Source organism: Marinomonas sp. THO17 (genome assembly GCF_040436405.1).
Classification (GTDB): domain Bacteria; phylum Pseudomonadota; class Gammaproteobacteria; order Pseudomonadales; family Marinomonadaceae; genus Marinomonas.
In genome coordinates, this window is the sequence record NZ_AP031575.1 from 2,549,320 (window position 1) to 2,561,444 (window position 12,125).

General features: G+C 42.5%; 14 protein-coding genes. 5 read left to right on the forward strand and 9 right to left on the reverse strand.

All coding sequences use genetic code 11. The annotated features are described in order from the left end of the window. Positions 1-60: 60 nt before the first annotated feature. The 4 genes from ABXS85_RS12125 to gmk form a co-directional block, all read right to left on the reverse strand. Positions 61-447 carry a RidA family protein gene (locus ABXS85_RS12125; protein ID WP_353666796.1) on the reverse strand — a complete coding sequence of 129 codons (387 nt, stop codon included), beginning with the start codon at positions 445-447 and terminating at the stop codon, positions 61-63. 38 nt (positions 448-485) lie between these two features. Continuing rightward, complete coding sequence (locus tag ABXS85_RS12130; RefSeq protein WP_353666797.1) at positions 486-2,603, reverse strand: bifunctional (p)ppGpp synthetase/guanosine-3',5'-bis(diphosphate) 3'-pyrophosphohydrolase; 2,118 nt, start codon at positions 2,601-2,603, stop codon at positions 486-488. A 66-nt stretch (positions 2,604-2,669) separates the two neighbouring features. After that, positions 2,670-2,894 (reverse strand): DNA-directed RNA polymerase subunit omega, encoded by a 225-nt coding sequence (gene rpoZ, locus ABXS85_RS12135; protein ID WP_353666798.1) that lies wholly within the window; start codon positions 2,892-2,894, stop codon positions 2,670-2,672. A 59-nt stretch (positions 2,895-2,953) separates the two neighbouring features. After that, positions 2,954-3,577, reverse strand: a complete 624-nt coding sequence (gene gmk, locus ABXS85_RS12140; RefSeq protein ID WP_353666799.1) for a guanylate kinase — start codon at positions 3,575-3,577, stop codon at positions 2,954-2,956. A gap of 222 nt (positions 3,578-3,799) precedes the next feature. Between gmk and ABXS85_RS12145 the strand changes: the two genes are divergently transcribed. Continuing rightward, the gene (locus ABXS85_RS12145) at positions 3,800-6,004 is read left to right on the forward strand and encodes an EAL domain-containing protein (RefSeq protein ID WP_353666800.1); all 2,205 of its coding nucleotides are present in this window, start codon (positions 3,800-3,802) and stop codon (positions 6,002-6,004) included. Positions 6,005-6,074: 70 nt separating this feature from the next. On the opposite strand, the gene ABXS85_RS12150 is transcribed toward ABXS85_RS12145, so the two are convergent. Then, positions 6,075-7,274 carry an MFS transporter gene (locus ABXS85_RS12150; RefSeq protein ID WP_353666801.1) on the reverse strand — a complete coding sequence of 400 codons (1,200 nt, stop codon included), beginning with the start codon at positions 7,272-7,274 and terminating at the stop codon, positions 6,075-6,077. An 88-nt stretch (positions 7,275-7,362) separates the two neighbouring features. Between ABXS85_RS12150 and ABXS85_RS12155 the strand changes: the two genes are divergently transcribed. Both ABXS85_RS12155 and ABXS85_RS12160 read left to right on the forward strand, forming a co-directional pair. Next, on the forward strand, positions 7,363-7,503 hold the full coding sequence (locus tag ABXS85_RS12155) for a hypothetical protein (protein ID WP_353666802.1): 141 nt from the start codon (positions 7,363-7,365) through the stop codon (positions 7,501-7,503). A gap of 45 nt (positions 7,504-7,548) precedes the next feature. Then, on the forward strand, positions 7,549-7,959 hold the full coding sequence (locus ABXS85_RS12160; protein ID WP_353666803.1) for a helix-turn-helix domain-containing protein: 411 nt from the start codon (positions 7,549-7,551) through the stop codon (positions 7,957-7,959). Here ABXS85_RS12160 and ABXS85_RS12165 read toward each other — a convergent pair. Next, positions 7,951-8,226 (reverse strand): hypothetical protein, encoded by a 276-nt coding sequence (locus ABXS85_RS12165; RefSeq protein ID WP_353666804.1) that lies wholly within the window; start codon positions 8,224-8,226, stop codon positions 7,951-7,953. The two genes, ABXS85_RS12160 and ABXS85_RS12165, sit on opposite strands and share 9 nt — an antisense overlap. Before the next feature lie 207 nt (positions 8,227-8,433). Between ABXS85_RS12165 and ABXS85_RS12170 the strand changes: the two genes are divergently transcribed. Continuing rightward, complete coding sequence (locus ABXS85_RS12170) at positions 8,434-8,997, forward strand: nucleoside 2-deoxyribosyltransferase (RefSeq protein ID WP_353666805.1); 564 nt, start codon at positions 8,434-8,436, stop codon at positions 8,995-8,997. A 25-nt stretch (positions 8,998-9,022) separates the two neighbouring features. On the opposite strand, the gene ABXS85_RS12175 is transcribed toward ABXS85_RS12170, so the two are convergent. Continuing rightward, positions 9,023-9,325, reverse strand: coding sequence for a hypothetical protein (locus ABXS85_RS12175; protein WP_353666806.1), 303 nt, complete (start codon positions 9,323-9,325; stop codon positions 9,023-9,025). A 97-nt stretch (positions 9,326-9,422) separates the two neighbouring features. Between ABXS85_RS12175 and ABXS85_RS12180 the strand changes: the two genes are divergently transcribed. Then, a complete protein-coding gene (locus tag ABXS85_RS12180; protein ID WP_353666807.1) occupies positions 9,423-10,298 on the forward strand; it encodes a GNAT family N-acetyltransferase in 876 nt (291 codons plus the stop codon). Positions 10,299-10,333: 35 nt separating this feature from the next. Here ABXS85_RS12180 and ABXS85_RS12185 read toward each other — a convergent pair whose 3' ends face one another. Then, positions 10,334-10,912, reverse strand: coding sequence for a histidine phosphatase family protein (locus tag ABXS85_RS12185; protein WP_353666808.1), 579 nt, complete (start codon positions 10,910-10,912; stop codon positions 10,334-10,336). Positions 10,913-11,080: 168 nt separating this feature from the next. Continuing rightward, positions 11,081-11,989, reverse strand: coding sequence for a LysR substrate-binding domain-containing protein (locus ABXS85_RS12190; protein WP_353666809.1), 909 nt, complete (start codon positions 11,987-11,989; stop codon positions 11,081-11,083). Positions 11,990-12,125 lie beyond the last annotated feature (136 nt).

The following is a 12,125-nucleotide window of genomic DNA, read 5'->3' on the forward strand; positions in this document are numbered from 1 at the left end:
TATTTAAGTCATAAAAAAAGAGGCAAGAGAGCCTCTTTTTTCATTCTGTCATGGCGGGAATTAGTCTTCCAGCACCATAATGCCTTCAATTTCCACTTGCACGCCTTTTGGTAGAGCACGCACACCCATTGCTGCACGCGCAGGGTAAGGTTCTTTAACGAATTGTGTCATCACTTCGTTTACCGTAGCGAAGTTGTTTAGATCCGTCATGAAGATATTGAATTTTACTACTTTTTCCAAAGAGCCGCCGGCCGCTTCACAGACTGCTTGCAGGTTTTTAAAAACCTGTGTGGTTTGTTCAACAATGTCTTCACTAATGACTTCCATTGTCTCAGGGACCAAAGGAATCTGGCCAGATAAATAGACTGTGTTACCAGCACGTACGGCCTGAGAATATGGGCCAATAGCGGCGGGAGCATTTGCTGTATGAATCACGTTTTTTGACATGGTTATCAGTCCTTAAATATTTTTTTAGGGGAGGGCTGTCAGCGCCCAACAATGGTTTCGCGGGACACTTTTTCTACGCAACGAACCGCCTTTATACGGCGCATGACATCAGCTAAACCAACGCGGCTGGATATGGTGATATTAAGGCGCAAACGGCTGACTCGACCACGCTCAATAATGTCGAGATTCGATACTTGAAAATCGGTATCGCTAATAGAACTGGCAATTTTAGCTACCGCACCGCGTTCATTAATGTAGGTAACAATCAAGCTAATGTGTAACTCTTCTTCTATCTCTTTACCCCAAGACATGTGAATAAAACGCTCAGGACTGGATAGATGATCTTGTATGTTGGGGCAGTTTAAGTGATGGATGATAATGCCTTTATCGACCTGTACGAAGCCGACGATAGGATCTCCAGGAATAGGTGCACAACATTTAGCATAGGAAATGAGCATGCCTTCAGAGCCATTCACTTTGAAGGATTTGGGCGTCACCAAGGTTTCTTCATCTATGTTTGGGAAAAGCTCACGAGCCACTAAATATCCAACATGGCGGCCTTTCCCTATGGATTCCAGCAAATCGTCTAGACTATCCATCTGATGGTTGCTCAGCACTTGAGTGATTTGCTCAGGAGTCAACTCGTCGATATTGGTTTGGAAAGCATTTAATGAGCGTGTTAACAGGCGACGGCCAATGGAGATGGCATTTTCTCTTTGTTTGTCTTTTAGATAATGACGAATATTGGTACGTGCTTTGCCCGTAATGGCAAAACTTAACCAAGCCACATTGGGTTGAGCATTTTTGGCTGTAATGATTTCTACTGTTTGACCACTTTCCAGTTGCGTGCTCAGTGGTGCAAGACGACGATTGATACGACAAGAGATACAAGAGTTACCAATTTCCGTATGAACACCGTAGGCAAAGTCAACCGGAGTGGCGCCAGAAGGCAGTTCTATAATCTGACCATTTGGCGTAAACACATAGACTTCATCAGGAAATAAATCGTTTTTAACGTTGTCGACAAACTCAATGGGGTTGCGCGCTTTTTGCTGAATTTCTAATAGACTTTTGACCCATTTAGTGGCTCTGTCGTGACTGTTTGGCGCTTTGTCGCTGCCATTGGTTTTATATGCCCAGTGTGCAGCAATACCATTATTCGCCACTAAGTCCATTTCTTCAGTGCGAATCTGAATTTCCATCGGAATACCGTTAGTACCCAACACTGTGGTGTGTAAAGATTGATAACCATTGGATTTAGGAACCGCAATGTAGTCTTTAAAACGACCTTCAATTGGCTTGAATAACGCATGAATGACGCCAAGAATGCGGTAACAACTGTCGTGGCGATCAGTAACAATGCGTACTCCCATAACATCCATGATTTCATCTAAAGAACGGCGCTTTTTGTCCATTTTTTGATAAATGCTATAGATGTGTTTTTCGCGCACGCTAATTTTGGCTTCAATGTAATCTGCCGCCAATTCGGAACGAATGGTATCTTCTAGCTTTTGAATGTCTTTGATGCGCTGTTGACCGTACTTCTTGTGAATAGCACGTTGTAGCATACTGGCGCGCATTGGGTAGTAGGCTTGAAAAGCTAAGGACTCCAAATCCACGCGAACATTATACATACCCAAGCGATTGGCAATGGGCGCATAGATGTCTAAGGTTTCTTTCGCAATACGGCGTTTTTTGTGCGCTGGCATAGCATCCAGGGTGCGCATATTGTGCAAGCGGTCTGCTAATTTCACTAGAATGACACGAATGTCGTCAGCCATCGCCATGGCCATTTTTTGGAAGTTATGAGCTTGCTTTTCGATCTGGCTGTTGAATTCCAAATGGGTCAATTTACTGACGCCATCTACTAAGCTTGCGACTTCTTCGCCAAATTGCTCAGCCAACGCTTCGCGGCTGATCCCTGTATCTTCAATAACGTCATGCAAGAGTGCGGCAGCTAGACCGTCACTGTCCATTCGCAATTCCGATAGAATTTTGGCTACCGCTAGGGGGTGGGTAACATAAGGTTCGCCACTTTTGCGCTTTTGGCCATCGTGGGCTTGCTCCGCGTAATAATAGGCGCGTTTGACCTTAGCAACTTGCTCGTAGGGTAAATACTGGGCTAACCCTTGCGCTAATTCTTCAATGGTATACATCGCTCACCTCACAAAGGCAAACACGAGGTGCGACGGTTGTGTAATGAGCGATACCATACATAGAGCTTAAAACTCGTGAACAGGTCGTTGTTGCAAGTCAACATTATTAGCGTTAATCAGGTTGTCAGCGATTTCACGCAATGCAACAACGGTAAATTTGTCGCCTTCAAGTGCGACTTGAGCATCTTCGCCGCCTGTCGCTAGTTGACGTGCGCGCTTAGACGCTACCATCACTAATTCAAAGCGGTTATCAACATTTTCTAAGCAATCTTCTACGGTAACTCGAGCCATTTTTGACCTCTGTGTTTAATTTATCTGTTTATCCAAGGTTAATTTTACTGAACGGCTTCTCATAAAGACAAGAGATCATTGATGAGATTGCCATTTTTTTCTTGTATTCTCGGGGTTTTAGCACGCATAGCGGTAAAAATGGCCGCCAATTCATTAAGTGCTGTGTCAAAATCGTCATTGATGATGACAAAGTCGTATTCATGGTAGTGAGACATTTCGTCTACTGCTTTGGACATGCGGCGTTGGATCACATCTTCAGAATCCGTAGCGCGACTTTTTAAACGCTCTTCCAGTGAAGCCAAGGATGGCGGGAGAACAAAAATACCAATGGCGTCTGGATAGAGGTTGCGTACTTGGCGAGCGCCTTGCCAGTCTATCTCTAGGATCACGTCTAGGCCTTGGTCAAGCATCTCAAAAATTGCTGCTTTGGAAGTGCCGTAATAGTTATCAAACACTTGTGCGTGTTCAAAAAAAGCGTCATCAGCAATCATGTCTAAAAAAGTTTCCACATCGGTGAAATAGTATTCGCGGCCGTTTTCTTCTCCCTCACGTGCTGCTCGTGTGGTATGAGAAATGGAAATTCTTACCATATCATCTTGCTTTAAAAGCGCTTTATAAAGGGAGGATTTTCCCGCGCCAGAGGGTGCCGAAAGGATGAAAAGGTTGCCTTTTTGTTTGCCCATGAGATTTGCTTCGTATACTAGCCAATGTGAAATTGTGAGCCGTCAATTGTACCACAAAATTTTCTTTTTATTGCTAGTGTTGAGTGTTCGTTGAGGCTGGTAAATGGCTTTGAATCTAGCAATTAAGGTCTTGGATTTGAGTGCTTTGCAGGAAAAAACTGAAAAGCCGACTAAGCTTGAACATAAAGATGCACAGTTAAATTTGCATAAGGAAAGGTCGTAATGGAGTTTTCTTCTCAATTTGACGCGAATAGCCTTTTATATACATCTAGAAAAAACTGTAAGGTACTTTCGGTAGAGGTTGATGCCGACTATCAAACGGCGTTTATGAATCGTCTCGGCAGTTTACATTATGATGATAAGGATGTTGAGTTCCTAAAGGTTTCCTCTGCAAGTGAAGCCGCCGCGGTGATTGCTGAAAATCCAGATATTGCGGTTATTTTTCTCGATGTGATGTTGGAATCCGAGCGTTCTGGTTTGGACGTGGTTGGTGCTATCCGAGAGGTCATAGGCAACCATTTGGTTCGCATTGTATTGCTGGCTGGGCAGCCGGATGTGGTATTGCCAGACAGTGTGTTCAAAGAATACGACATTGATGACTATTGGAGTAAAGCGGAATTAACCCAAGCTCATTTGCAGGCCATAATATTGAGAAATATTCGTACTTGGGACTATAAGTTGATGATGCAAGAAGCGCGTCACAACATGCAGCAACTATTGTATTCCTGTCAGCGATTGTCATCGAAAAAAGACATGCTTGAATACACACAATCTATTTTAGAAGAAATCAGCAACTTGTTGAGAATAGAGCATGGCGGCATAGTGTGCTTTTTTAATTCAGAACAAGAAAAGCTTGAAGACGCTTTAATTATTGCAGCGAATGGAGATTACTCAGAATGTGTGCATCAATTTGTCGCTCGCATCATAGATGATGAGGTTCTCTTTGAAGCTGCGCGGCAAACCAGTTTGAGTAAGCAACACTCTTTTCTTGATGGCTACTCGGTATTGTATTTTTCAAATCAAGAGTTAGATGGTCGAGATTACATTATAGTGTTAAAGCTTGAGCGCACTTTATCGGCTAGTGAGATCAATCTTTTACAGGTGTTCTGTGAAAACATCAGTGCAGGTTTTCGTAATGTCGCTCTTCATAACAAATTATCTGAATTGGCCTACATAGAACCTACTTCCGGAATACATAATAAAAACTGGTTAGTGCGAGAAATTCGTCACATGTTTCCTTGGGAGAGGGATAAAGCCAAATTACTGATGCTGCATGTTGAAGATTTGGCCTACACAGAATCCATCCTAGGTTCTAAGTATTGTGACCAACTCACGTTATCTTTATACGATTACTTATGCGATTTTTTCGATAATGCGGTAGATGTTGCTCTATTTGAACGCGATACCATAGTGATGATTATTTATGACAATAAGGAATATCACGAAGGCAATTTAGCGCAGGTGATGCACCCGAGTATTGAAGTAGATGATTCTACTCATTCATTGGATTTAACTGTGAGTCTGTTGAATATCGCGGATTTTCCAAATTACGATGCCGAGCAGTTGGTCAGTGTAGGGAAAAGCACCCTAGAGCGAGCCAAGTATGAAAAGGTGCATTTTTTGGCGTTTTCTGAGGAATTAGCGTCGGCTATGTTCGGGCGATATGAATTGCTGAAAGAGTTGCGAGAAGCCATAGTTAAAGATGAGATAGACGTTTACTTTCAGCCCAAAGTCAACTTGCATGATGGGAAGCTGATTGGTTTCGAATCACTGGCAAGATGGCGTCATAAGAATGGAAATTTTGTCCCCCCGGATCAGTTTATTGCCTTGGCAGAAAGTTGTGGCTTGGTCGATAGGGTAGACCAACAAATCTTACGTAAAACCTGTAAAGCCATTGGTCATTTGAAACAATTGGAAATCGAAGTGCCTATATCGGTGAATGTAGCAGGTAATGAAATTGCTAGGCCAAATTACTTTGAGCAATTCACACGTATTTTGAGTGAAGAAGGCGTAGACAATAGTTTAGTTGAGTTGGAAATCACCGAGTCTCAATTTATAGAAGAGAAAACCTCTATCAATCGGCATTTAGATACATTAAAGGAAGTGGGTGTTAGGGTAAACATAGACGACTTTGGTACAGGGTATTCGTCACTTACCTATTTATCCACCTTGTCGGTTTCGACGATTAAAATTGATCACAGTTTTGTTTGGCGCATGGAAAACTCTGCAAAAGATTGGAAAATCTTGAAAATGATTATCGAACTTGGACGTTCTTTGGGCTTAGAGGTAATTGCAGAAGGCGTTGAAACTGAGCAGCAAAAAAAGCACTTATTAGCCTTAGGATGTGAACTGGGGCAAGGATATTTATTTGCAAAGCCAATGCCTTTGGAAAAGGTCATTGCTTGGGTGAAAAATAAAGAAGAATAAAGGTGCATGGGCTGAAACTTTATATTATCACGCGTGACTTTAATGCCATTGATAGAGCAAGAAAGGATACTTATATTTCTTCAGCCTTAGGGCTGGCAAACCAGCCTAACGTCATCCATATAATGCCAATCAGTAACAACCCATAGAGTGGTGGTTGCCACGATTGTTGCCAGTCATACCAAGTTCCAATTAGTACCGGGCCCAGAGCAGCCAAAGTATAGCCTATCAATTGTGACATACCGGATAAACTGGCTGCTTGTTTTGGGGTGTCGGTTCTTATACCGATAAAAGACAGTCCCAAAATAAAGCCCATGCTGATGCCAAAACCATAGCTTAATGACCAGAACCCCGACCATTGCGGTGCGTAAAGCCAACCTAAAATACTTATGACGGTTAAACTGGTTGCACACAAGCACAAACGTCTATGACTGCCTAAATATTGAATAAAAGGTGCCAAAATAAGCGAAGGTAACGCACCAGCGAGTTGCATATAGCCTTGATACAAACCTGCAGTGGTATCAGAGTAACCATGGCTGACTAGAATAGCTGGAATCCATGCCACTACTATGTAATTGAATAAAGAGTTAATCGCCAAAAAGCTCACCACTTGCCATGACGACAAACGACGCCATAGTGTGCTATTGGTTTCACCGCGCGTATTCTTAGGTTGATGTTGCTGTGTAATCTTAAAACCAAACCACACCAACACGGCAGGTAAAATAATCACCGCCTGACACGCCAAGGCAAATGACCAACCGCTGATAGGCAATTGGATTCGATTGGCGAAGTCGCTCAAAGGTACGGCAAGGCTGGACATAACAAAGCCGCCAACGCCCATCATCAAGACATAAATAGCGGTCAGTTGTACAACGAACTCAGGAAATTCACGTTTTAGCAAACTGGGTAAGAGTACATTGCCTATAGCAATGCCTGCGCCTATTAAAAGTGCGCCTAAATACAAACTACTCATTGAACCAGTAGCACGTACTAACATGCCTAAAGCGATCAGAGCCATGCCAGTGGCGAGAATTTTTTCGATACGGAAAAAACGCGTTAGCCATGACGCCAAAGGCGCGAAGGCAGCAAAGGCCAGTAAGGGAATACTGACCAATAAGCCGGATTGAGAGCTATTTAATTGCAAGGTTTGGCTGATGCGGTCCAGTAATGGTGGTAAGCCTGTGACAGGTCCACGCAAACACAAGGCAATCAGGAAAATAAAAAGCAGCAAGAAACAAGCGTCGTGTTTTATTAATCGTTTTACTGTTTTCACAAAAGTCCTTAAATTAAAAATGCCGAATGCGTGCGAAATATCGACATTATATGCTTAAGTGATGAGGTGAAGTAAGGACATGTCAAGGATGATCAAATGTATACTGAGCTTGGTATTGGGTGATGTTTTGGTTTCTGCTTGTTTGCAAAAAAAGGAAACTTGGGCCAGTTTTAAATATGCCTTTTTGGTTGAGCATGAAAAAGTTGGTAAAAAGGTGATTTCACAGTAAAATAACTCTTACAAACTTTTGGTAAGTAATGGTGGGAAGGTTAGTATGGGCGTTTCTATAAAGACACAAGACGGTAAAGTCATTGAATTTACACGTGGCAATGTGTTGTCGAACAAATGTCCTTCACGAGAAATTTTAAAGCACGTCACCAGTCGATGGGCGGTGATGATTTTTATGGTATTGCGTGATGGCGAGCGCTATCGCTTCAGTGATTTGCGACGCAGTATTGAAGGGGTGAGTGAAAAAATGTTGGCGCAAACGCTGCAGACCTTGGAGCAGGATAACTTTGTGCAACGTACCTCATATCCCGTGGTGCCTCCCAAAGTGGAATACAACCTTACACCAACAGGGCTGAAAGTGGCCGATCATGTTATTGAGCTGGTTAGCTGGTTGGAAGAAAATATTTTTGATATTTTGCCCATCGATACGATCAATATGTCACTGTCTTCAAATTGAGATCTTTGATGTTGCTTGTTGCCTAAGTCGATTTAGCCAATAAGCAAGGGTATAAATAATTAAGAGAGCCACCAGTAATTCAACCGCTCTTAAAGCAATAGCATTTAAGCCAAAATCATTGCCATATCTTGCCGCATAAAGTTGATAAGGGATCAAAAAGCCCATTAACGCATCTGCATGAATGGCTCGATCTCCCATTTCAGCATAATGACTCCAATGCAAAATCAAATACACAAGCAAGAATGACACTACAAAATAGGTGAACACTCACTACCTTGCCGGAGTAAACTAGCGAAGCAATTACAGCCAGACTACAGCCACCAATCTGTGACAAGACTCTCTTACCACGTTTCTCATTAAGTCATAACAGAATTTGGGTTAAAAAGGTTTGATTTATTGACGTTTTAGAGGCGGAATTCTTTTGACGCGTTGCGTTATCATAAAGGTTTAGTTGTGTTTTAAATGGATTGCTGTATGAAAACGATTTATCTTGCAGGCCCCGAGGTTTTCCTAGCGAACCCGAAAGAAATTGGCGAAGCCAAAAAAGCCTTATGTAAGAAGTATGGTTTTATCGGTTTATTTCCTCTCGATAAAGACATAAAAGCGCAACCAAGTCGCTTCGAAACGGCCATGGCGATTAGCCAAGGGAATGAAGCTTTAATCATGCGTAGTGATATTGTCGTCGCTAATCTCACTCCATTTCGTGGCCCCAGCGCGGATGCCGGCACTATTTATGAATTGGGCATGGGACGTGCTTTGAATCTGATGATTGCCGGTTATTCGAATTGTCAGACACCATATTTTGATCGGGTCTGGCAAGTCTATGGTCAAGGGGAACAATTAAGTACAGACTCTCGAGAGATTCGTGATTCTGATGGTAACAGCATAGAGAACTTTGGTTTGATGGATAATTTAATGCTAGAAGGTGGCATTCAAGCGTCCAGCCAAGTGTTTGTGACGCAACAGGTAGAAGCTACACAGCGTTTTACGGATTTAACCGCTTTTGAAGCCGTATTAAAACAATTGCAAGATTTATGATGTCTTTACCCTAAAAAAACAATGATCATTTTAGGTCGACAGCATCGCACCAAAATTCGCTGTATCCGTCACAAAAGAGTTCCACTTTTATCGTGCTAAAATCCCGTTGGGTATCTTGCTCTTGGCTGATGGTAATTTGTCTAAAGTCGATTAATTCAATCAAATTCTGAGGGTCATCCAGACGCGTAAATTCAAGTGTTATGCTGTTATCTTGTTGGGCAAAAGTGGCTGTTAGAGAAACCTGTACTTCTTCTAAAGCACGCTTGATGACCAGTTGAGTGATTTTCCATGTATGGTCAAATTCGTATAGGGTTTCATATTGAGACACATTCATTCCTACTATCAAGAAAAATCTATATTAACATGGCGTTGAAGCGTCTAGAAATAACATTGCAAAACGATGGCGAAGACTATGAGGATACCAAATGAACAATAACGCGTTCAGCATTAAAACCATGACGCGATCCGAGTTGGATCTTGCCATGAAGTGGGCGGCACAAGAAGGCTGGAACCCAGGATTTCACGATGCCGACAGTTACTATAAAGCGGATCCAAACGGATTTTTAATGGGCTATCTGGGAGACGAACCGATCGCCTGTATTTCGGTCATAAAATACCATGATTTCTTTGGTTTTCTAGGATTTTATATTGTGAAATCCGCCTATCGAGGCCAAGGTTATGGGATGCAAATGTGGCAGGCTGGGTTGCGCTATCTTGAAGGATGTAACATTGGATTGGATGGGGTGGTTGAGCAGCAAGAAAACTACAAAAAATCGGGTTTTAAATTGGCATACGGCAACATTCGATTTGTTGGGAATACCTCAGACTTTGTGAGTGCCAATAAGCCATTAGCTTCTTCTGAAAATATTGATATTGTGCCTTTAGCTGAGATGCCTTTTTCAATACTCGACGCCTATGATCGAGACTTTTTCCCGGCAGAACGAAGCGAATTTACTCAGCAATGGATCACTCAAAAGGAGAGTAGGGCAGTGGGCGTACTACAAGACGGAGTATTGTCCGGTTATGGTGTGATTCGACCCAGTCAAGACGGTTTCAAGATCGCGCCTCTGTTTGCAGATACACCAGAATTGGCAGAGCGATTATTTTTGCATTTAATCTCTTTAGTGAAAGGCAATGCTGCTATTTTTATTGATGTGCCGAATGTGAATGAGGCAGCCATGGCGCTGGTTATGCGCTTTAATATGACGCCCAGTTTCGAAACGGCGCGCATGTATACAGGCAATGTGCCCGATTTACCCTTATCCAAAACCTTTGGCGTTACCTCTTTCGAAATTGGCTAGTTACGGTAGATGCGCCTCCAAGCGTTGGAGGCGCGTTAAAGAGGCGCAGGCATCAAACGTCCGACTACTTCTAGTTGGTTATTGTCCGGTGAAAGGGCGACGAGCACCATCTCACCAGAGCGTGGAAAGATGCCAGTTAAGGCAGTGATGTTAACCTGATGGGTGACCAAAAGCGTTTTGCTATCACTCGGTAAGCTTGATAAAAATGCTCGCAGTGCTGATGTTTGCGCTTTTGATTTGCCCGGACGGCTGAAGAAAGAATTCAACATGGGCTCGACTTGCACGCTTCCCATCTTCATCAATTCTGCGGTTTCTAAGCAACGACACCATTGGCTACTTAAGACTTGATCAAAACGAATCCCTTGTTGGCGAAGCGCCTCGCCAATCTGGGTCGCTTGCTGTCGCCCCCTGCTGTCTAAAATGCGTTGAGTGGTACAATCATCAACTTGAAAATTCGCAGGGTCTCCCATACCAGGTGCCAAAGCATGACGAACTAAAGCATGTACGCCCGGTTGCGCCATAGTATCCCAAGTGCTTTGATCTGCTTGCGCAGCAGAGCCTAAACACACTGTTAGCAAAACCACCAAAAAACGAACTCGAATTGCGCTTTTCATCCTTCATATCCCCTAGTAATCGACTTTACTTAAGTGTGTACGAGGTAAGCGTTGAATGGGTTTGGTTGTTTTTTTAAGGAACCGAAATTGTCTTATGAAACGAAAATAAATCATATGCCTTCAGAGGCAAGGTAACTTATTCTTGGTTGGTCGGTATAATAAATAGGTTTAAATCTCACTATTTATAAAGGGATTATTTTTTAGTCTTATTGTGGCCAAATCAATGAAAGATCGTATTTTGGCATTTGCTCTTCGGCCATCAACACGAACAATCGATACAGGCAAAGGCGGTTCGTTGTAATCAATTAAGATAGCCTTCAGTAACTGTTTATCTAATTCCTCACCTATTTGATAAGACATCAATTGCGTAATGCCAAGCCCTAACACAGCAGCCTTAATAGCAGACGCATTCTGGTTGCAATACATTCTAGGAGTAAGTTTTACAATCTCTTGCTTACCATTTTTCATAAATTTCCAAGATCGAGAATGGTTCTGGTTTGCTGGAAGTATAATTTGATGTTTCGTTAATTCACTGGGGTGTACAGGTATTCCGTGCTGACGAAAATAGTCAGGTGCACCACAAACCATCTTTCTTACAGAACCCACTTTGGTTGCATAAAGATTAGAATCTTTGAGATTGTCAATTCGGATGGCAACGTCAATCTCTTCTTCCAGCAAATTGGTGATTCGATCATAAAATACCGCCTTTACTGAGACATTGGGATGTAACCTAAGGTATTCATTGATAATAGGAATAATGTGTTTTTCGCCAAATAAGACTGGGGCAGTGATAGTGAGAATGCCACTGGGCTTAATTTGTATGCCTCGCACCGTATCTTCAGCTTCTGCAAGTCGCTCCAGTATTTGTTGAGTATCATGGAAAAACTTTTCCCCAGATTCGGTTAATCGAACAGTGCGCGTTGTTCGATTAAAAAGCTTAACGCCTAACTGACCTTCTAATTCTGCAATGGCTCTTGTGGTGGTTGGTGCTGTGATACCGAGTATCTCGCTGGCAGCGGTAAAGCTTTGTTGCTTTGCCACCTCAACAAACACTTGCATGGTATGAAACTTGTCCATTTGTACACCACTATTGCGAGTTGTGAAATAAACTATTGTGGATTCTTTTAATTATTATCCAAAACGATAGCTGTATATTGGCTTACAAGGGTCAGATTATCAATTCGAAACGACATCGTCTCTCAATGAAATAATT